The 21,800-nt window shown below is 45.6% G+C and carries 21 protein-coding genes; 19 read left to right on the top strand and 2 right to left on the bottom strand.

The window, feature by feature from the left end:
- Window positions 1–150 precede the first annotated feature (150 nt).
- The 9 genes from M1L52_RS00420 (at window position 151) to tatC (ending at window position 6,873) form a co-directional block, all read left to right on the top strand.
- A complete protein-coding gene (locus M1L52_RS00420) occupies window positions 151–924 on the top strand; it encodes a type IV toxin-antitoxin system AbiEi family antitoxin (RefSeq protein ID WP_248612863.1) in 774 nt (257 codons plus the stop codon).
- The gene (locus tag M1L52_RS00415) at window positions 921–1,724 is read left to right on the top strand and encodes a nucleotidyl transferase AbiEii/AbiGii toxin family protein (RefSeq protein ID WP_410896760.1); all 804 of its coding nucleotides are present in this window, start codon (window positions 921–923) and stop codon (window positions 1,722–1,724) included. The genes M1L52_RS00420 and M1L52_RS00415 overlap by 4 nt, the downstream gene beginning before the upstream one ends.
- A 487-nt stretch (window positions 1,725–2,211) precedes the next feature.
- Window positions 2,212–3,171 (top strand): radical SAM protein, encoded by a 960-nt coding sequence (locus tag M1L52_RS00410; protein WP_248612862.1) that lies wholly within the window; start codon window positions 2,212–2,214, stop codon window positions 3,169–3,171.
- Entirely contained in the window at window positions 3,168–3,992 is an 825-nt protein-coding gene (locus M1L52_RS00405) for a hypothetical protein (RefSeq protein WP_248612861.1), read from the top strand. Before M1L52_RS00410 ends, M1L52_RS00405 begins: the two co-directional genes overlap by 4 nt.
- Window position 3,993: 1 nt before the next feature.
- A complete protein-coding gene (locus M1L52_RS00400; RefSeq protein WP_248612860.1) occupies window positions 3,994–5,088 on the top strand; it encodes a radical SAM/SPASM domain-containing protein in 1,095 nt (364 codons plus the stop codon).
- 26 nt (window positions 5,089–5,114) lie between these two features.
- On the top strand, window positions 5,115–5,375 hold the full coding sequence (locus tag M1L52_RS00395) for a hypothetical protein (RefSeq protein WP_248612859.1): 261 nt from the start codon (window positions 5,115–5,117) through the stop codon (window positions 5,373–5,375).
- Between the two features lie 66 nt (window positions 5,376–5,441).
- Entirely contained in the window at window positions 5,442–5,717 is a 276-nt protein-coding gene (locus M1L52_RS00390) for a hypothetical protein (RefSeq protein WP_248612858.1), read from the top strand.
- A 96-nt stretch (window positions 5,718–5,813) separates the two neighbouring features.
- Complete coding sequence (locus tag M1L52_RS00385; RefSeq protein WP_410896759.1) at window positions 5,814–6,077, top strand: twin-arginine translocase TatA/TatE family subunit; 264 nt, start codon at window positions 5,814–5,816, stop codon at window positions 6,075–6,077.
- Entirely contained in the window at window positions 6,031–6,873 is an 843-nt protein-coding gene (tatC, locus tag M1L52_RS00380; protein ID WP_248612857.1) for a twin-arginine translocase subunit TatC, read from the top strand. The genes M1L52_RS00385 and tatC overlap by 47 nt, the downstream gene beginning before the upstream one ends.
- Before the next feature lie 128 nt (window positions 6,874–7,001).
- Here tatC and M1L52_RS00375 read toward each other — a convergent pair whose 3' ends face one another.
- Window positions 7,002–7,232: a hypothetical protein gene (locus tag M1L52_RS00375; RefSeq protein ID WP_248612856.1), complete on the bottom strand. Its 231-nt coding sequence runs from the start codon at window positions 7,230–7,232 to the stop codon at window positions 7,002–7,004.
- A 181-nt stretch (window positions 7,233–7,413) separates the two neighbouring features.
- Window positions 7,414–7,638 (bottom strand): DUF3791 domain-containing protein, encoded by a 225-nt coding sequence (locus M1L52_RS00370; protein WP_248612855.1) that lies wholly within the window; start codon window positions 7,636–7,638, stop codon window positions 7,414–7,416.
- A gap of 529 nt (window positions 7,639–8,167) precedes the next feature.
- Here M1L52_RS00370 and M1L52_RS00365 point away from each other — a divergent pair.
- The 10 genes from M1L52_RS00365 to M1L52_RS00320 all read left to right on the top strand — a co-directional run bounded on the left by M1L52_RS00365 (window position 8,168) and on the right by M1L52_RS00320 (window position 21,706).
- Entirely contained in the window at window positions 8,168–9,592 is a 1,425-nt protein-coding gene (locus M1L52_RS00365; RefSeq protein ID WP_248612854.1) for a sodium:solute symporter, read from the top strand.
- A gap of 78 nt (window positions 9,593–9,670) precedes the next feature.
- A complete protein-coding gene (locus M1L52_RS00360; RefSeq protein ID WP_248612853.1) occupies window positions 9,671–11,299 on the top strand; it encodes an NAD(P)/FAD-dependent oxidoreductase in 1,629 nt (542 codons plus the stop codon).
- 65 nt (window positions 11,300–11,364) lie between these two features.
- Window positions 11,365–12,027, top strand: a complete 663-nt coding sequence (locus tag M1L52_RS00355) for a LysE family translocator (protein ID WP_248612852.1) — start codon at window positions 11,365–11,367, stop codon at window positions 12,025–12,027.
- A 43-nt stretch (window positions 12,028–12,070) separates the two neighbouring features.
- Complete coding sequence (locus M1L52_RS00350) at window positions 12,071–12,616, top strand: DUF4924 family protein (RefSeq protein ID WP_248612851.1); 546 nt, start codon at window positions 12,071–12,073, stop codon at window positions 12,614–12,616.
- A 4-nt stretch (window positions 12,617–12,620) separates the two neighbouring features.
- Window positions 12,621–13,469 carry a dTDP-4-dehydrorhamnose reductase gene (gene rfbD / locus M1L52_RS00345; RefSeq protein ID WP_248612850.1) on the top strand — a complete coding sequence of 283 codons (849 nt, stop codon included), beginning with the start codon at window positions 12,621–12,623 and terminating at the stop codon, window positions 13,467–13,469.
- A 38-nt stretch (window positions 13,470–13,507) separates the two neighbouring features.
- A complete protein-coding gene (locus M1L52_RS00340; protein ID WP_248612849.1) occupies window positions 13,508–13,936 on the top strand; it encodes a hypothetical protein in 429 nt (142 codons plus the stop codon).
- A gap of 155 nt (window positions 13,937–14,091) precedes the next feature.
- Window positions 14,092–15,681, top strand: coding sequence for a peptide chain release factor 3 (locus M1L52_RS00335; protein WP_248612848.1), 1,590 nt, complete (start codon window positions 14,092–14,094; stop codon window positions 15,679–15,681).
- Window positions 15,682–15,827: 146 nt separating this feature from the next.
- The gene (locus M1L52_RS00330) at window positions 15,828–18,131 is read left to right on the top strand and encodes a glycosyl hydrolase 115 family protein (RefSeq protein ID WP_410896758.1); all 2,304 of its coding nucleotides are present in this window, start codon (window positions 15,828–15,830) and stop codon (window positions 18,129–18,131) included.
- Window positions 18,132–18,170: 39 nt separating this feature from the next.
- The gene (locus M1L52_RS00325) at window positions 18,171–20,843 is read left to right on the top strand and encodes an acetylxylan esterase (protein WP_248612847.1); all 2,673 of its coding nucleotides are present in this window, start codon (window positions 18,171–18,173) and stop codon (window positions 20,841–20,843) included.
- The gene (locus M1L52_RS00320; protein ID WP_248612846.1) at window positions 20,843–21,706 is read left to right on the top strand and encodes a sialate O-acetylesterase; all 864 of its coding nucleotides are present in this window, start codon (window positions 20,843–20,845) and stop codon (window positions 21,704–21,706) included. Before M1L52_RS00325 ends, M1L52_RS00320 begins: the two co-directional genes overlap by 1 nt.
- Window positions 21,707–21,800 lie beyond the last annotated feature (94 nt).

Below are 21,800 nucleotides of genomic sequence, written 5' to 3'. Positions count from 1 at the left end.
GAAAACAGCAAATAATCAGCAAAAACCTTGGCTATTGACAGAATAATATATATATTTGCAGTCGAAAAGCGAATGTAAACAAAAAGTGTTTATTTTTGATAGTCTATTGTCATGCAAACAGATAGTTTACAGCATTTGATTGACCAGCAAATGATACGAGGAAAGTATATCATTACGAAGGAAGATGTGCTGGCTCAAGGACTGTCACAGACTGAGGATAGTCTGAAGACGGCTTTATCGAGGTTGGTCAAGAAGGGTATGATAATCTCTCCTTGGCAGAATTTCTATGTGGCGGTGCCTACTGAGTATCGGCTGAGGGGCGAGCTGCCACCATCTTTCTATATTGACAGACTGATGAAGCATCTCGGTAGGGATTATTACGTCTCTCTGTTGTCGGCTGCTGCGCTGAACGGTGCAGGTCATCAGCGAACTATGGCGTTTCAGGTGACAGTCAATGGAGCGCCTATCCGTTCTGGAATCAAAAATGGTGTAAGGCTTGATTTCACGCTTCGCAATCCGCTACCGATGGCCTACGTGAAGCAGGTAAAGACTCAGATGGGTTTCATGAATGTTTCTTCACCAGAGCTGACGGCGCTCGACTTGGTGCTTAATGAGGAGAAGGTGGGTGGACTGAGCCGTGTGGCAGAGGTGTTGATAGAACTTGCAGAGAACTTACATTTCGATGAATCAAGCTTAGAACTTCTTGATTTCTTCAATGTCCCCGTCATTCAACGCTTAGGCTACCTGCTCGATTTGATAGAAGAGCATGAGTTGGCATGTAGTTTGCTGATGCTTGCGCAAAAGCATGGAAAGCTGTTCAGAAAAATCCGTCTGAAGCAGTCGAAGCCCCAAACAGACGTGATGACCATTGACAGTAGATGGAAGGTGATTATCAATCAAGAAATAGAGACTGACGAAATATGATACCAGAGTATTTTATCCAAGAGTGGAAGGAGAAGGCTCCTTGGACTGAGCCTTATATGGTGGAGCAAGACCTCATTATCTGTCGTGCGCTGATAAGCATTTTCAGCGATGAGTTTCTTGCCTCGCAACTAGCATTTCGTGGAGGTACAGCCCTACATAAGCTATATTTGGCGCCGCAGCCCCGTTATAGTGAGGACATCGATCTGGTGCAGATTAATCCTGGTCCCATTAAGCCCATCATGTATCGATTGGGAGAAGTGCTTAGTTGGTTGCCCGACAGGGTGACCAAGCAGAAGCGTTACAATAATACGATGCTGTTTAGGGTGGAATCGGAAATAGCTCCAGTGGTGCAGATACGCCTGAAGGTGGAAATCAACTGCTTTGAGCATTTCAATGTACTTGGGCTGGCGAAGGTTCCTTTCAGTATTGAGAATTCGTGGTTTACTGGTTCTGCAGAACTGACAACCTACCACTTCGAGGAGTTGCTTGGTACCAAACTGCGTGCGCTTTATCAGCGAAAGAAGGGGCGCGACCTGTTTGACCTTCATTGTGCGCTAACCCAGCGTGATGTGGATGTAGACAAAGTGATGTTGTGTTACAAGAAGTATATGGAGTTTGTGGTGGATAAGGCTCCCTCATACAAGCAGTTCGTGAACAATATGGAGGAGAAAATACAAGACCCAGAATTCTTGGATGATACAACGATGCTCCTCCGACCCGAGATAACGTTTTCGCCAGTAGAGGCCTATCCTCTGGTCTACAATACGTTTATCGACAGGATGGAAAGCAAAAGAGACTGAGAATGTACAGCAGCAAATCTGGCTCACCATTAAATCCTTGATCAGGGATTACTGGTGAGCCAGTTTTTTGTGGTTTTCTAACATAAACTAATTACTGAAACAGACTTGTGTCTATGTTTTTTAGCATTTTATTTGCGAAAAACTTGCAGGATTAAAATATTTTCTCTATCTTTGTAGCGGTATCGGGGAGAAATCCCGAACCGCAGATGCATTAGCTTTTATTTCGCACTTACCGAAAAGACGTAGGAAATCTGTTTAGGAATAGTTCGATTTAAGAAAGCAAAGGGAAAGGCCGATGGAAGGCTATTCCTCACTTCTAGCATTAGCTATGCACACGCCTTGGCGTGGTTGCATTCTTGTATGAAGTGAGGGGTTCCATTTTCCTACGTCTGCCCCTTAGGTAAGTGCATAAGAGTGGCCACGCCATTCTTTGTGCCCCTAATATCAGATGCACGGCTAATAGAATCGATTTTAAAAAACTGCATATATGGCAAATGTTCTTCTAACTCAACTCTGCGTAAGATCATGCCCTTATTGCTTTGCACAAAAGTATATGGGTGAGGTCTCTCCTAAAGATATGCTTTCTTGGGACAATCTAATTTATCTTGCTGACTTTATTTTAAAGTCTGGAGATCACCATATTTCTCTATTAGGCGGTGAACCACTTCTTCATCCGCATTTTTCAGAGTTTATTTATTATCTCTCCAAAAGAGGAATTCATTCATCAATCTTTACTAGTGGAATTACGACAGACAAGAAATTCGAGGTTATTAAAAAAGAACTATCATATAAAGATCTAAATTATCAGTTTATTTGTAACGTTAATGATCCTGCGAAATCTCCAGCTAATGAACTAACCAAGGTAAATCTATTCTTGGAAACTTTTGGAGAACGAACTAATCTGAGTTTTAATATCTACGAATTGGATTTCTCTTTTGATTTCCTTATTGAATATATTAGAAAATATAAATTGAAGAATCATATTCGACTCGGCTTGGCTCATCCCATTCCCAATCAACCGAACCATTGCATTCCTCCTGTTGATTTCCCTAAAGTAGCGGAAAGACTATCGTATTTCTATGAGAAATATAAGAAAGAGAATATTGAGATTGGTTTTGATTGCGGTTTTCCCTTGTGTATTTTCACAGAAAAACAATTGGGGGAAATGTTTCTTTGGTCTAATGGCCGTCTTGAATTTAAATGCGGTCCAGCCATAGATATTGGTCCAGACATGTCTGTATGGAGTTGTTTTCCTCTATCTAGCATCAACAGAAGAAGCGTTTTTGAGTTCGATTCAATGCGCGAAATCAACGACTTCTATACTAAAAAAATGTATGAAATGAGAAATAATGAAGGAATTTATGAAAGTTGCACATCCTGCAATTATCGTAAAAAAAATGTGTGTACAGCCGGTTGTATCTCTCACGTAATAAATAAGAAATCATGAAACCAGTTCTAATAATACCCATTGAATTATATCCCAAACTAAACATTGCAAACTATCGCTTTGTAATAAGAGTTGAGGATGCTGACCAGATTCATAATGCATTAGAGATTGCGAAAGAGCAAAGTCAATGTATATCAATTCTGTGCGAATTGAATAACATCGATGTTGTGGCGCTACTAGATATGAATATTAATCCTTCCGTAAACATGTATATAAATTGTATGTTCAATGGAGACATGTTATCGGTTATAAAAGCTTTGGAACAATCTGGGAAGCAAAATCACTCATCTTTTATTACATATCTTTTCTCTGTAGATACTCCTGATCTTGTAATCTTATTGAAGATTCTATCTTCATGTGGGTACAAGTCTGGATTACAATTTGATAACGACAAAAATATTGATAAAGACGATTTTATTGAACTTGCAACATACTCATATTTGTCACCTGTACCACATGCTCACATAGAACCTTTTGGATTTATTCAACAAGAAATTGGGGACAAAAGCAGATATGTGGACATCAATAAATTCTACTTTAATTCGCCAGATATCTTTGTTCATATAGAACCTGATGGGGAAATATATCTCAGAAGTGAATTTGAACAAAAAAAACATATTGGTAGGACAATTGAAGAACTCTCGCGGATTGATTTTGATAATATTTCATTGGAATACAAGAAGTTGAGATTTTATAACCATTTTGATGCTGAAGACAGATGCAGTAAATGTCCCAATTTTAAAATATGTTCTGGTGTATATCATAATAGATTTGAAGATTGTCAAGAAGTCATGTCAACAATTTACGAAATGCTTTACTGATATGCCAACAATAATATTCAAGGAGACCGAAGCCTGTAATTCAAATTGCATATATTGCAATGTGATTAGGAGGAAGAAGCCACTAACAATCACATATGACTTGCTGGAGTTAGTGCTATCAAAAGTGCATGATTATCTATCAGCTTTCCCTAATGAAAGAATGATGATAATATGGCATGGAGGAGAACCTTGCATAGTAGGTAGCCATTTCTATAGAAGGGTTTTAGATTTCTTAAAGAATCATTGTACTTCAACTCGTGAACGAATTGATTTCAATGTTCAATCGAACCTAACTCTTATTAATCAGGATTTAATTGATGTTTTTAAAGAGATGGGAATGACTATGATAGGAACATCATTTGAACCGTACAAAGGCATAAGAGGCCTTGGAAAAAGTAGAGATAGCAAACTATATAATGAGAAATTTTTTAAAGGCATTGAACTCCTTGAGAAGAACAACATGTACTGGGGATTTATCTATGTTGTCACACGACAGGTTTTGGACAAACCCTTAGAAATTTTTAATCTTCTTCATAACTTTTCTTGCTGTAGAGGGTTTAACATTCATGCTGTATATAGTATTAATCACGAGGATCCTAATAATGTGTTAATCTCTGCCAAGGAGTTTGCAGATTTTCTGGGTCAGATTTGTCCTGAGTGGTGGATGAAGCGAAAGGTATTAAACCGTATTGAACCATTTGAATCATATTATGAGAAGTATACCAAAACAAATGAAGGACTTGTTTGTAGTGATTCTAATTGTGCCTACTCACATCTTTATATAGGCCCTTCTGGAGAATTATCCCATTGTGGAAGATCCTCTGAGTGGGACTTGTTCAACATCGGTAATATTAAAGACATCTCAATAGAAGAAGCTTTTAATCATCCGTATCGAAAAAAACTTCAGGAAAGAGACAAAGTATTATTGAATGGAGAATGTAAAGGCTGTGAATATTTTACCATTTGTCATGGAGGTTGTCCTTTGGATGGATGGAATGTTAAAGGAGATATACAAATGAAGTCTGAATGGTGCTATTCTACTAAATATTTCTTAAAGAAATACTTTGAACCAATAACAGGTCTTAAATACACGTAATTATTAATCTCAAAAGGAACTTTATTATGGAAACAAAAGAGAAAATTTCACGACGCAATGCTTTAAAAAGAATGTCGAAAGCAGCTTTGGCTTTTGCAGCTGTATCTGTATTCCCTGGGATGAGTGCACTGGCAAACAATCCAATTGCCTATAGCAACTCAACTGAAAAGTATCAAAACTATGATAATTACAAAAATTATGGTAACTATAGTAACTATACAAATTATGAAAACTATTCAAATTACCATAACTATAGTAATTATGGCGACTATGTTGACTGCCATTGAAAAATTGGAATGTGCTATGTAGAAATAATAATATAATTTAAATAAGAATTTCAAAAATCTATGTATATGAAACAAAAGGAAAATATTTCCAGGCGAGAGGCACTCAAAAGAATGGCTCAAACAGCTATGGTTGCTGCCGTTGCATCAATTTTTCCCAATGGGAGCATAATGGCAAGGGATTCAGATGGTTATGTAGACAATAAATATGTTGATAGGTGTTATAATGATTATACAAATTATGATAACTATTCAAATCATAAGGATTATTATAATTATGGTAATTATAGAGACTACAGCAATTATCATAACTATCAAAACTATTCAGATGCTACTTCTAAGTAATAAAATAGGAATTGAATACAATCTAGGGAGTCATGAAATAATGTAATATTGTTTCTTGTTTTAAAGTACCAAGCAGAATTCTTCAGAGAACGGCACTTGGACATCAACAAAGAAATCAAAAATAATCAAAATCGTATCATGACACTTTTGTTTATTGGAACAACAGAATTACTGCTTATTGCAGGTGTAGCATTGCTCATTTTTGGTGGGAAGAAAGTGCCTGAGCTTATGAAAGGCTTAGGCAAAGGTGTTAAGAGTTTCAAGCAGGGCATGAACGAACCGCTTGAAGAATCTAAACCGGAAGAGATGAAGGATGAAGCAGAAGCGGAACGCAAAGAAGCCAACGGAGCAGGAAAGTAATTCCAATCCGAATCAGATGACTTTTGGCGGACATCTGGAAGTACTCCGCCAAATGCTCTTCCGCATTCTTGCTGTTGCCGGCATTATCTCCATAGTGGTGTTCTATTTTAAGGACTCCACATGGAGTTTATTGCTTGCACCGAGTGAGTGGGATTTCTGCACCTATCGCTGGATAGAGTCAGCTATCCAGTCAATAGGTTTGGATTTTCATTTCGACGAGTTTCATGTTGAAATGATTGCCACCGATTTGTCAAGTCAGTTTATGACACATATCACGACGGCAGTGTATCTTGGCTTGCTCGGAGCGTCCCCTTATATCCTCTATGAATTGTTCTGCTACATATCGCCAGCTCTCTATGAAAATGAGCGAAAGTATTCTGTACAGGTGGCAGGGATTATCTATGTGCTGTTTATCCTCGGCGTGCTGATGTCATATTTTATACTATTTCCTATTTCTTTTCGTTTCTTAGGTACTTATAGCGTTTCTACAAAGGTGACAAGCAACATTACGCTCGATTCTTATATCTCTACCTTTGCTTCGTTGACACTGGTCATGGGGATAGTATTCCAATTGCCCGTTATTGCTTATTTCCTTGGAAAGATGGGCGTTATTACTTCTGAGCTTCTTTCCAAATATCGTAAGCATTCTTTCCTCGTTATCATGCTGATTGCAGCTATTATTACTCCACCAGACTTAATGACATTGATACTAGTCTCTATTCCTCTCTACTTGCTCTATGAAGTAAGTATTAGGGTGGTAAGGCGGATTGAATATGATTCGAAACATAAGAAATAGGTTTGTATTAAATATCGGGAGCGGACATGAATGTTCTGTTCCCGATATTTTTCCCTTGTTCCGAACAACGGAGAGTTTAATGAAATTATATCACGAATATTTGGAGGTTAGGAGAGCCAAGAAGTGAGCTATGCTACTGTTGCTTTTCTTAGCTCATTTTGTAGAAATGAGTAAACGTAGCCAGGACTCTGGTAGTAAAGGCCTGTGGCATCGTCTTGAAGACGTTCGAAAGTTTCGGAGGTGTAGAGAACGTCGAGGGCCTCTTCGGATGAGAAGTTGTAATCATCTACGAGGTAACCTGTGAGTTCCACGCAGATGTCATCCTTCATTAGCTGTTTCTGTTGCGAATTCAGTGTCATGTCTTAAAGTCGTTTAAGTTGTTGTAATGCTCGTTCGCTACCGAAGAAATACTGAAAAGTAATGCCCTTGGCATACTTTAGTTCTTCGACTAAGCGAGCTAATGAGATTACACCGCCAAGGGTTTGGAGTGACCAAGGTCGGGCACCTAAATCTTCATGTTCGAACCGTGATAGAGCTTGATCATAGTAGCTGTCCTCCATTGTTTGCGCAGACCTGTGCCAGTGCTTCGACGCTGTCGGAGAATGACTGGGTGTGCAGTACACCGTAGTGTTCACGCAGATGCTCCATGCCCTTGAATCGCTTAAGGTAAGCATAGGCTTGGCGAGGATTTACGCCGAAATGTTGGGCGAATTCGCTAATGAGCGCCACTGTGTAGCCTACCATGTTTTTCTCTTCTCGTGCCATATTTGTTAATTTATCACTACTACCTTTAAGTAGTCAGACATCGTTATCATTTGCAAAAATAGTTATTTTATGCGAGAAACCAAGAAAATAGCATGAAAAAGTGGTTTTTTCGAGCGTTTAATAAGAACGCTGAAGGTATTTTAACTAAACGCTGGGAGCGATTGGTAAGAACGCGATAATCGATGCCATAAGACTAAAATGTTGAAAAAGAGTGGGTTAGGAAAATGGGTAGGCGTGGCGGATAGCTCGTCATTCACAGATTCACAATTCACAATTAAAAAAATGAGGGGTGGTGGGATAAGACTTGAATAAGGAATGTTAATATATATAAATATATATATAATAATATAAATAGATATAGTATAAAAATACTCTATCTACGGGGGTACCCCTTAGAAAAAAAACTGTGAATTGTGAAACTGTGAAAGACATGCTTTGATGGATGGAAAATAGTTAGTAACTTTGCACCCTCAAAAGAAGACTTGGTTTTTCAGATGCGTTTGCTAAGCGCTAACTCATTAGGGTAGAAGTGATAATAATAATCTCTGTAATTCTGTATTTCGTTGCCCTGACAGCAATAAGTAGGTGGAGTACAAAGCGAGCCTCCAACGCCGCTTTCTTCCGTGGTGAGCGACGCTCGCCGTGGTGGATGGTGGCCTTCGGTATGGTGGGCGCCAGCATATCGGGCGTTACGTTTGTGTCTGTGCCAGGCATGGTGCTGTCGAGCGGCATGACCTATCTGCAGCTGTGCATGGGCTTTATATTCGGCTATGTGGCTGTGGCCTTCGTGCTGCTGCCTGTCTATTACAAGCTGAACCTTACGACCATCTACAGCTATCTGGGGCAGCGACTGGGCCGAAAGAGCTACCTCACTGGCGCCTGGTTCTTCCTGTTGTCGAAGATGGCTGGCGCTGCGCTGAAGTTCTATGTGGTCTGTATGATAATGCAGAGGTTTGTGTTCGACGCCATGGGCGTGCCCTTCTGGCTCACGGCAGCCCTGCTGGTGGCGCTCATATGGCTCTATACGCGTCGTGGCGGCATACGCACGCTGGTGTTCACCGATGTGTTTCAGACCACCTGTCTGTTTCTCGCGCTGCTCCTTATTATTAATAAGGTGATGGGACAGATGGACATGTCGATGGCAGAAGCTATCCATAATATAGCTGCCGATGAGCGCAGCCGAGTGTTTGTCATGGATGACTGGTCATCGCCTCAGAACATCTGGAAACAGCTGCTTAGCGGTATGTTCATTGTAATAGTGATGACAGGCCTTGATCAGGACATGATGCAGAAGAACCTGACGTGTCGCACCCTGCGCGACGCTCAGAAGGACATGTGCACCTATGGCGTGGCTTTCCTGCCTGCCAACCTGCTGTTCCTCGCTCTTGGAGTAATGCTGGCACAGCTGTTCGAAGCCAGTGGCGTGACCATCCCTGCTAAGGGCGACGAGATGCTGCCTCTGTTTGTGAGCCAGACGGGTGGAGTGGTGGCAGTATTGTTTGTCATTGGCATCATGGCGGCCTCGTTTTCGAGTGCCGACTCTGCGCTTACCTCGCTCACCACGAGCTATTGTGTTGACATCAGAGACAGACAGGACGATGAGCGCCTGCGCCATCGCGTACATATAATAATGTGTCTTGTCTTCGTGACATTCATCTTGCTTTTCGATGCTGTCAACTCAAAGAGTCTCATCGATGCCATCTATACCATCGTGTCCTATACCTATGGGCCTCTGCTGGGACTGTTTGCCTTTGGACTGTTCACGAAAAGGGCTGTGCGCGATGCTTTTGTGCCTTACGTGTGTGTTGCTGCTCCCCTGCTGTGTTATGCCCTTGACGGCGCTGCAAACCATCTATGGGGCTATCGCTTCGGCTACGAGCTGCTTCTGGTCAACGGACTGCTCACGTTTGCTGGGCTCTTCGCACTAAGACGCAAGACCGTTTCGTTGCCCTAAGACAACGATTATCCACTGCTGTTCTTTGCCATTTCCACGATTATTTGTACTTTTGCAACAAAATAGAGAAACACTTTAATGATAAACGAATATCAGATAAGGGTGCTGCCCGAGGTGGCCGCACAGGAGGACAGACTGAAACAATACCTGGCCGACGAGTACGGACTGCGACAGCAGGAGATAATGGGCGTGAGGATTCTGAAGAGAAGCATTGATGCCCGTCAGCGCACCATCTTCGTGAACCTGAAGGTGCGTGTCTATGTCAACGAGCTGCCCACTGACGATGCCTATCAGCACACGGACTATCCCGATGTGAGCGACCGACAGCAGGTGATTGTGGTAGGTGCAGGTCCTGGCGGACTGTTTGCTGCCTTGCGCCTGATAGAGCTGGGCTTCCGTCCTGTGGTGCTTGAGCGAGGCAAGGATGTGCATGAGCGCAAGAAAGACCTTGCCAACATCTCGCGTACGCAGCAGGTAGATGAAGAGAGCAACTACTGTTTCGGCGAGGGTGGGGCAGGAGCCTACTCTGACGGAAAGCTCTATACACGCTCGAAGAAACGTGGCAACACAGAGAAAATTCTCAACGTTTTCTGTCAGCACGGTGCATCGACGGCTATCCTTGCCGATGCCCATCCGCATATAGGTACCGACCGACTGCCTAAGGTCATTGAGAACATGCGTAACACCATACTGCGCTGTGGCGGCGAGGTGCATTTCCAGACCAAGATGACGCGACTCGTCATCGAGACTGAAGGAAGCACCCAGCGCGTTGTAGGTGTAGAAGCAGTAACCTCTCACCCCTCACCTCTCACCTCTCACCTCTATCATGGCCCCGTGATTCTTGCCACAGGCCACTCTGCACGCGATGTCTATCGCTATCTGGCTGAGGCAAAGGTGACTATCGAGGCAAAGGGCATAGCCGTAGGCGTGCGTCTGGAGCATCCCTCGGCACTCATAGACCAGATACAGTATCATCGCAAGGAGGGGCGCGGACGCTGGCTCCCAGCAGCCGAATACTCGTTTGTGACACAGGTCGATGGACGTGGAGTGTATTCCTTCTGCATGTGTCCTGGAGGCTTCGTCATTCCTGCTGCCACTGGTCCGAAGCAGATTGTCGTAAACGGCATGAGTCCTGCCAATCGTGGTACACAATGGTCTAACTCAGGAATGGTGGTTGAGATACGTCCAGAGGACTTAGGAGCGCTGTCGTCACCCAGCGGAAAAGCTACAGGCTCAGAGACCGATGCTCTCGCGATGATGGCCTTTCAGGAACAGCTGGAACAAGCCTGCTGGCAACAGGGCAACATGCGCCAGACGGCACCTGCGCAGCGAATGGCCGACTTCGTCAATGGACGTCTTAGCTCAGACCTTCCCAAGAGCAGCTATGCGCCAGGACTCATCTCTTCGCCACTTCATTTCTGGTTGCCAAAACCCATTTCGAAGCGCCTGCAGGAAGGCTTCAAGACCTTCGGCCGACAGGCTCACGGCTTCCTTACCAACGAGGCGCTGATGATTGCCGTAGAGACCCGAACATCGTCGCCAGTGCGCATTGTGCGTAACCCAGAGACACTCCAGCACGTTACTGTTGAGGGGCTCTTCCCTTGTGGCGAAGGTGCAGGATATGCTGGTGGAATAGTGTCGGCAGGCGTCGATGGCGAGCGCTGTGCAGAGATGTGTGCTGCATACATGGAGGCACATATTTCGTGATATTTGCGTTAATGTTCTAAAAAAAGTCGATTATTTCCCTCTTTTTTACTAATTTTGCATCAACTATGCCGTTTCACATGCCAATAAACATATTGGATTTCATCTCTAAGGGCTTGCTCATAGGGATGATTGCCTCTGCTCCGATGGGACCAGTAGGCATATTGTGTGTGCAGCGTACGTTGAAGAAAGGGCGCTGGTATGGCTTCGTAACAGGCGTCGGCGCTTCAATAAGCGACATTATCTATGCTGCTATCACAGGATTCGGTATGGCATTCGTAATGGATTTCGTGAACAACGACACCAACCGTTTCTACCTTCAGATAGCAGGTTCATTGATGCTGCTGGCATTCGGATGGTACACCTATCGTACTGATCCAACAAGGAAGATGCACCAGTCGGGACAAGAGAAAGGCACGCTGACCTATAATCTTGTAACGGCTTTTTTTGTCACCCTCAGCAATCCGCTCATCGTGTTCCTCTTCATGGCTCTTTATGCGCAGTTCGCCTTTGTGCTGCCCAACCATCCGTTTGAGATGCTTGTTGGCTTCCTGAGTATCGTAGGAGGAGCGCTCTTGTGGTGGTGGGGACTGACGTGGCTTGTAGATAAGATTCGCATGAAGTTCGACGAGTTCGGAATACGCCTTATAAACCAAGTCATTGGCGTACTGGTGATTATAGGTTCCGTCATCATGCTGCTGGGTACAACAACAAATCTGTTGAGGTGGTAGCATATTCTAACCTCTCACCTCTAATCTCTCACCTCTTATTAATATGTTTATAGCACAGGAATTAAGAAAAAACAATATTGCTGAATACCTGCTCTACATGTGGCAGGTGGAAGACACTATACGCGCCTTCGGATGCTCGCTGTCGCGCATAAAGCGCGAATATGTGGAACGCTTCGACTATACTGAGGAACAGAAAGAAGACGAGGTGGACTGGTATGGCAACCTTATCAGGATGATGAACGAAGAGGGATGCCGCGAACATGGACACCTGCAGATAAACAAGGTGACGCTGCAGATGCTTGTTGAGCTGCACGCACAGTTGCTCGCGTCGCCAAAGTTCCCCTTCTACAGCTCAGCCTACTACAAGGTGCTGCCATTCATCGTGGAACTGCGTAACCGTGGCGCAAACAAGGAAGAGAACGAGATAGAGACATGCATGAACGCTCTCTATGGTGTCATGATGCTGCGACTGCAGAAGAAAGAGATAACGCCAAACACGCAGCATGCCGTTAAGGAGATATCAACATTTATCGGCATGTTGAGCGACTATTATAAGAAGGACAAAGAAGAAGGACTTAAATTTGAATAACGCTATGAATATTCTTATCACGGGCTGTAACGGCCAATTGGGAAATGAGATGCAGCTGCTGGAGAAACAGCATGCTGAGCATACATATTTTAATACTGATGTGCAAGAGCTCGATATTACTGACAAGGCAGCAATAGAGGCCTTCGTTCAGGAAAATAATATCGATGGTATAGTGAACTGTGCAGCTTACACAGCTGTTGATAAGGCCGAGGAGAACCAAGACCTCTGCCGTAAGCTCAATGCTGATGCTCCTGCTTATCTGGCTGAGGCTGTAGGCAAGCGTGGCGGATGGATGATCCAGATTTCCACCGACTATGTGTTCGACGGCACAAAGCACACACCTTATGTCGAGACCGACGAGACCTGCCCCAACAGCGTCTATGGCTCTACGAAACTGGCTGGAGAACAGGGCGTTATGGCTAACTGCAAGAACTCAATGGTGATACGCACGGCGTGGCTCTACTCAACGTTTGGCAACAACTACGTGAAGACCATGATTCGTCTGGGCAATGAGAAACCTGAGCTGGGCGTCATCTTCGACCAGATAGGCACGCCTACCTATGCTCACGACCTCGCTGTAGCCATCTTCGCAGCCATCACTAAGGGCATCGTTCCTGGCATCTATCACTTCTCTAACGAGGGTGTCATCTCGTGGTATGACTTCACGAAGGCCATCCACCGCATAGCAGGCATCAAGACCTGTAAGGTGCGTCCTCTGCACACCTCTGAGTATCCTACTCCTGCCAGCCGTCCTCACTACTCTGTGCTCGACAAGACAAAGATCAAGGAGACCTTCGGCATCGAAGTTCCTTACTGGGAAGAGTCGCTCGTCGAGTGCATCGCAAGACTTTAATTCTATTAACTAATAATTATAACTTAAACAAAAAACTTATGAAAATGAAATCTATTTGGAGCGTGCTGACATTGGTATTGGTATGCATGCTTGGAGTAAGCTTTGTCTCATGCAGCAGTGATGATGACGACAACAATGGAGGTTCTGGAAACAATGCATTCGTAGGAACATGGCAGAAGTATGAAGATGGAAGTGAAGTGCTTAAACATGTAATTTGGGTGTTTGAAGCAAATGGAAAGATGTACGAACATGATGTTGACGAAAACCTGAATATCATAGAGGGTAGTACGGAAAACTTCATCTACAAAACAGAAAACAACCACCTCTATACTCAAAAACAGAAGGAGGGTAAGGAATATGACTGGAAAGACGAAGGCGCATATAAAATCTCTGGAGATATAATGGAGTTAACGAAAGAGTCATCGAAAGAAGGAACGAAAGTTAAAAGATTAAAGAAAATCAGATAATCCAATAAAAGAAAAACATTGCAGCCATTGCAATGTTTTTTCTTTTAAATGACCTAATTTGTCAGCAGAAATTAGTACCTTTGCACCCTCATTTCAAATGTACTATTATAATAAGGTGAATAAAGCTCCAAGCTCGCCTGAATATCAATAAGAAGATGAACCAAGAGATAGAAAGAAGAAGAACGTTTGCGATTATTTCGCACCCAGATGCTGGTAAGACCACACTGACCGAGAAGTTCCTGCTTTTCGGCGGACAGATTCAGGTGGCAGGCGCAGTTAAGAGCAACAAGATTAAGAAGACCGCCACATCAGACTGGATGGAGATTGAGAAACAGCGTGGTATCTCTGTATCGACCTCAGTGATGGAGTTCGATTATACGCCCGAAGGCAAGGATATTGAATACAAGGTGAACATCCTTGATACTCCAGGTCACCAGGACTTTGCTGAAGACACCTTCCGCACGCTGACAGCCGTTGACTCCGCAATCATCGTTGTCGATGGTGCCAAGGGTGTGGAGACACAGACACGTAAGCTGATGACGGTCTGCCGCATGCGTAAGACACCAGTAATCATCTTTATCAACAAGATGGACCGTGAAGGTCGCGATCCTTTCGACCTGCTCGACGAATTGGAACAGGAACTGGAGATAAAGGTGCGTCCGCTTAGCTGGCCCATAAATCAGGGTGCGAAGTTCAAGGGTGTGTATAATATCTATGAGCAGAAGCTTGACCTCTTCACTCCTGATAAACAGCGTGTTACAGAAAAGGTTAGCGTGGAGCTCGATTCCGATGAGCTTGATAATCGTATCGGCGGTGCTGACGCAAACAAGCTTCGCGAAGACCTTGAGCTCGTAGATGGCGTCTATCCTGAGTTCGATGTGGAGACCTACCGTAATGCTGAGGTTGCACCAGTATTCTTTGGTTCGGCATTGAATAACTTCGGCGTTCAGGAACTGTTGAACTGCTTCGTTGAGATAGCTCCGTCGCCACGTCCTACAAAGGCTGAGGAGCGCGAGGTGCAGCCCGAAGAGCCAAAGTTCACAGGCTTCATCTTTAAGATTACCGCAAATATAGACCCCAACCACCGCTCATGTATCGCCTTCTGCAAGGTGTGCTCAGGTAAGTTCCAGCGCAACACTCCCTATCTGCATGTTCGTCAGGGAAAGACACTCCGTTTCACTTCGCCCACTCAGTTCATGGCGCAGCGCAAGTCAACCATCGACGAGGCTTGGCCAGGTGACATCGTAGGTCTGCCTGATACTGGCGGAATGTTCAAGATTGGCGATACTATCACCGAGGGTGAGCAGCTCCATTTCCGTGGTCTGCCATCGTTCTCGCCAGAGCTGTTCAAGTATATTGAGAACGATGACCCCATGAAGGCAAAGCAATTGCAGAAAGGCATAGACCAGCTCATGGACGAAGGCGTGGCACAGCTGTTTGTCAACCAGTTCAATGGCCGAAAGATTATCGGCACAGTGGGTCAGCTGCAGTTTGAGGTCATTCAGTATCGTCTTGAGAACGAGTATAATGCAAAGTGTCGTTGGGAGCCTGTCCATCTCTACAAGGCCTGTTGGATCTCGAGCGATGACGAGAAAGAACTTGAGAATTTCAAGAAACGCAAGTATCAGTACATGGCGAAGGACAAAGAGGGTAGGGATGTGTTCCTCGCTGACTCAGGCTATGTGCTGAGCATGGCCCAACAGGATTTCGAACATATACAGTTCCACTTCACAAGTGAGTTTTAAGATAAAAAGGCGCAGACAACTGCGTCTTTTTTTGTACTATTTGTGCTTTTTTCATGTAAAATATGCTTTATTCGAGGCTTGTGTTTTGCTGTTTCTAATAATTACTTTACTTTTGTGGACGGAAATCTACTAAAGTAAAACAAACGATGAAAAAACTACTTATGCTGTTGTCATGTGTGACAATGGTGTTTCTACAGAGTAAAGCAGCCGACACGGTGGTGTGGTTTAATGGCTCTGAACCTGTATCTTACCAAGTCGAGGGTAAGGTGTCTCCTGTTGTGGAGATAGCCTTGCAGATGTTCGATAGTGACATGCAGCAGGTGACAGGCTTTAAACCAGTAAAATCCAAGAAGGGAATCATAAGGATTATCCAAGGACGTGGCAACGACGATGGCTTTAAGTTGAGTGTCAACAAGAAAGGACAGATTGTCGTTGAAGGCCATAATGCCCGTGGTGCTGCCTACGGACTTCTTGAACTGAGCCGAATGGCTGGCGTGTCACCATGGGTGTGGTGGGGCGATGTCGTGCCTGAAAAGAAGTCACGCCTTGAGCTTTCCTCAGACTTCTTCATGGAACACACACCAAGCGTGGCTTATCGTGGCATCTTCATCAACGATGAGGACTGGTCGTTGCGCAACTGGGCGTGGAAGTATTATGAGAACAATGGGGTCTTCGGCCGTATGGGACCCAAGACCTACAAGGCGATATTCCAGCTTATGCTACGCCTGCGTGCCAATACCATTTGGCCAGGCATGCATACAGGCACTCCGGGCTTCTTCACCATTCCTGGCAATAAGGAGATGGCCGACTCATGCGGCATCCTCATAGGTACAAGCCATTGTGAACCACTTTTGAGAAACAATGTTGCAGAGTGGGACCACAATCAGCGTGGTCCATACAACTATATCACGAACCGTGAGCAGGTACAACAATACTGGATTGAGCGCCTGAAGGAAGTAAAAGGCTCTGAGGAGTTCTTCACCATCGGCATGCGTGGCATCCATGATGGTTCGATGGAGGGCGTGAAAACGAAGAAGGAAAAACTCGAAGGCTTGCAGCAGGTCATCGATGACCAGCGTGAGCTTATCAAGAAATATTACAGCAAGGATGTTGAGAAGGTGCCACAGGTGTTCATACCTTATAAGGAGGTGCTTGAGATTCTGGAGAGTGGCCTGAAGGTTCCCGATGATGTGACGCTGATGTGGTGTGACGACAACTATGGCTATATGACTCGTCTCTCAGATGCTGATCAGCAGAAACGCAGCGGAGGTGGTGGCGTCTATTATCACCTGAGCTATTGGGGCCGTCCGCACGACTATCTGTGGCTCACTACTACCCAGCCCGGTCTCGTCTACAGCGAGATGAAGGCGGCCTACGACCACAACTGCAAGAAGTTGTGGATTGTCAATGTCCATGACCCGAAGGTGGCTGCCTACGACCTGGAGTTATTCCTCGATATGGCATGGGACATCAACAGCATACAGCCTCAGACCATCAACCAGCATCTTGCCAACTGGCTATGTACGCAGTTTGGCGACGAGGTTGGCAAAGCGCTATTCCCAGCCATGCAGCAGTTCTATCGTCTCTGTGGCATCCGCAAGCCGGAGTTTATGGGCTGGACACAAGTTGAACTCGACAAGCAAAAGTATCCTGGAGGAAAGTCACATGTAACCGGCATTGGACTGACCCGCCAAGAAGCAGCAGAGCGGTTAGAGTCTTTTGGATGTTTGAAAGCTATTGTCGACAAATGTCGTTTGTTGCTTCGCCCTGAGTTATCTAATGCTTATGAGGCTCATATCGCCTACCCTATCTATGCCGCTGCAGCCATGACGCGCAAAATCGTTTCTGATTCAGCAACAAGTCATCTTGCCTATGAAGAAATTGTCGCACTAACCCGTCGTTACAATGCGCTGGCCAATGGTAAATGGAAAGGGCTGATGGATGCTGCCCCACGCCAATTGCCCGTCTTTGAAGATATTTGTGGCCGATTGTATGACGATGAGCCTTTCGAGGGTGTCGCCTGCAATGCTGCCGAATATGATGCTGCCTCTAAAGGAAGCCAACCCATCCAGATGCTGGGACACTCCATGAATGCTGTCAGTATTCCGAAGGGTGGAGAGTTGACCTACGAGTTTGAAACCCAGCAGGAGGGGGAGGCTGTTCTCTATACTGCCATGATTCCTACACAGCCCAACGACAAGGGAGACCTGCGCTATCAGGTACAGATAGACAACGAGGCCCCCATCGTCATCTCGCTGAAAGAGAAGTATCGTTCTGAGTTCTGGAAGCAGAGCGTGCTGCGAGGTCAGGCGTTGAAGCAGACTCCTGTGAAGGTTGGTAAGGGCAAGCATACACTAAAGATAAAAGCTCTCGATGACCATATCATCATGGACCAGTGGATGATTGATTTCAAGAAAGGTCGTAAGTTCTATGTGATACCAGCCATTTAACGAGAAAACAAGAAGACAAGAAGACGAGGAGACAAGAATATGAAAAGGTTACTGTTAGGATTATTCTTCATCATTGGCAATATATCACTCAGTTATGCACAGCAGAGTGCCAACATCGTGTTTATAGGCAACAGCATTACCTATGGTGCTTTGCATAAGAATCGTGACGTGACGGCACCACCTGTTCAGTGCGGGCTGTGGCTGTCGCAGCAAGAGGGTATAGACACCGTGTATATCAGCAACGGCGGTCGCTCAGGCCGAACGACATATCATTTTCTTCCCAATGCTGCTGACGTCATTCCTGCCGGCGACAAGACATTCTTCAGCGACATCGTCAGTCGTGCGAACCAACTGGTAAAAGCACATCCGGGACTGCCCCTTGTGTTCAGCATAATGCTGGGTACCAATGATAGTGTAGAGCGTAAGCATAATTCACACACCACCCCAGGCAATTATGTCAAGAACCTCTGCGCCATAATAGACTCGTTGCTGACGCTTTGGCCAGATGCCCATGTGGTGCTCAACAAACCTATCTGGTACTATCCCGACTACCAGACAAAGGGAGGCTCCATTGCTTCTAAGAAGAGTCTGAAACTCCTTGACACCTATTACGACTGCTTTGTCAAGATTGTGGCACGTTGCAAGGCTGGACAGGTACATATTGGTGACCATGAGGCTTATGGTTACTTCAAGAGCCATTATAAGAGTGACGTCTTCGAAGAGAAAGATGCACGAGGCAAGTCCTACTGGCTTCATCCCAACGAGCAGGGTGCCAAGCAATTGGCTGCATACTGGGGTAAGGCCATCCTGCCCGTCATCAACAAAGCCACGCCCTCACAAGCCACCTTTAGCAAAGAGACTGGCAATCCCCGCAAGCAATATTTGGAGTTTATCGCCATGCCAAGCCATGCCGACAGCCACTATAAAGTCGGCGAACAGGCTTCACTGCGTATCACTGCTCGCATCGGTGGTGTTCCCCTCCATGATGTAGCACTGCTATACAAAACCGGAAAGGAGATGTTCCTGCCTGAGAAGTTCGAGTCTGTCAGCTTCAAGCATGGAGAGGTCGTTATTCCCATGGGCACCATGCAAGAGCCTGGCTTCCTGGCCTGCCAGTATGAGTTCTATGTCGATGGCAAGCGCTATGGCGACCTCGTAAAGGTAGGTTTCGCTCCAGAACAGATCCGCACACTCACGCCCCAGCCCGCTGACTTCGACAAGTTCTGGACAAAGGCGGTCAGTGAGGCACGTAAGGTTGACTTCGAACCTGAATATTACAGTGTTCCCAACGCCACCAGCGAGAAGTTCCTTACCCGTCTGGTCCGTCTGCGTGTCGGTAAGGACAAGTGGCTCTATGGCATGCTCGCCCAACCTCGCGACGGCAAGAAGCATCCCGTCGTACTGTGCCCTCCCGGTGCCGGCAGCACCAAGGTCAATCCCGATGACTACTTCCCTAAAGAGGGTATGATCTATCTGAAAATAGAGATTCACGACAACGACCCACGCATTCCTGACGATGCATATAATGTCATGCGTCAAAAGAAATGCGACGGATATATGCACCGTGGCATGCAGTCGAAAGACACTTATTATTATAAGGATGTCTACGTCGGCTGTGTCCGCGCCCTCGACTTCCTATGCTCGCTGCCAGAGTGGGATGGTCGCAATGCCATCGTGACAGGCGGTTCACAAGGTGGTGCACTGACCATTGTAACGGCAGCCCTCAATGAGAAGGCTACCATCTGCGTACCCTTCTATCCTGCACTCTGCGATCTGCTGGGCTTCCGTCACCAGCGTGCCGGTGGGTGGCCGAAGTTCTTCTCCGGGTTCTATAAGGACGGGCGCATTGACATCGATACACTCACTGCAGAGTCTACCTTGCAGTATTTCGACGTTGTCAACTTCGCCAGCCGTCTCAAAGTGCCCACCTTTATGTCGTGGGGCTACAACGACGAAACCTGTTCCCCGACTTCCGTATGGGCAGCATGGAACGCAATGACGTGTGAGAAGCAGTGCGACATCACGCCGTCCAGCGGTCACTGGCGTTTCCCATCTAGTCAGGCTGAGTCATTACGCTTCATCCAGACCCATCTCGACCGTTCCTCTTTGCATGGCAAGAAGATTGGTATCATCGGCGACAGCTACGTGCGCAACCACCGTGACAAGATTGAGAACACGTGGCACTATAAGTTCGCTCAAAAATATGGTATGCAGTATTACAACTACGGCAAGAACGGCAACTGCATAGCCCTTGACCTCAAGCAGTGGGGAACGGGCATGTATAAGCGCTACGCTTCTATGAACGACTCGCTAGACTATATCGTCATCATTGCCGGACATAATGATGCCAGCCAGGGACGATTGGACAGCATCGGTGTCGACCTGTTCAAGGAGCGACTGTCTGTGATGCTCAGCGGCATGCGTAAGAAGTATCCTAACGGACAGATATTCTTCATCACTCCATGGCGTTGCGAGAACTTTGCAGGTAGTCCCCGCCAGCGCACCATCGAAGCCATCAAGGAGGTATGCGCCAAGTACGATGTTCCCGTGTTCGACGCTTCACGCGACAGCAATATCGAGTCCGACAGCTTCGATTTCCGCAAGAAGTACTTCCAGGGCGGCAAGGGTACGGATACCGCTCACCTCAATGCCAATGGCCACGACCTCTTTCTACCCGTGGCCGAGCAGTTCCTGTTGCAACATATAAAATAATGAGACGATTACTCCTTTTCTGCCTGCTGCTCAGCATCGTAACTGTTTGTACGGCGCGTAAGCGTGTTCCTGTTATTCTTGTTGCAGGACAATCCAATGCCGACGGACGTGTGCCATTATCAGAATTGCCCAATGCCTACAACTCCTATCAATATTGCCAGTGGAGCTATGGCAGTGGTGATTTTGAAACGGCTTCTGGACAGTTTTCGCCTTTCTCGCCTCGTGTGGCGAAACCGAAGATTGAGGCAAGTTGGGGCTTTGACGCTGTGGTCTATAAGAAGTTGGAAGAGCTGTGGCAGAAACCTTTCTATGTTATTAAGCATACTGATGGCGGAACGGCTATTGACACTTTGTGTAAACGTAGTACTCACAGGCTCTATTGGAGTGCTGACACGGCTTTCTTGAATCACACCACCTCTGCCAGTCATGGTGGCAAGTCGTTGCTATTGGCTTTTGAACGTCAGATTGATGACTGTCTCTCAACCCTCAGCTCTCAGACTTCAGACATAAAGTGTCTTATCTGGCATCAAGGCGAGAGCGACTGTGAGGCACCTTCCAATTATTACGAGAATCTTAAGGCTGTTATTGCTCATGTGCGTCAGCATCTGGTAAGCATCACGGGTCGTAAGCGCTATGCAAAGTTGCCTGTGGTATGTGGAACCTTTGCCAAAGGCAGTCGTATGCGCCGGCAGGAGGTTGTCGATGCACTACACAGGTTGGCTGAGGAAGACAAGCATTTCTATGTTGTTGAGGCTGAAGGCCTTTCTCTTCAGCGTGACCGCCTGCACTTCGATGCTGAAGGAGCGCAGACGCTTGGTCAGCGAGTTTTTGGCCTAATGCTGAAAAAGAAAATAGTCAAATAGTTTATTTGCACATTTTTCCTGTTATCTGAACGATTTTTCTATGTCTTGGCTGCTCGTTTGTTCTACTTTTGCTGCCAGAACGAACTAATCTGCT

Source organism: Prevotella sp. E13-27 (genome assembly GCF_023217965.1).
GTDB lineage: Bacteria > Bacteroidota > Bacteroidia > Bacteroidales > Bacteroidaceae > Prevotella.
This window is presented reverse-complemented; position numbering and strand designations above follow the sequence as displayed.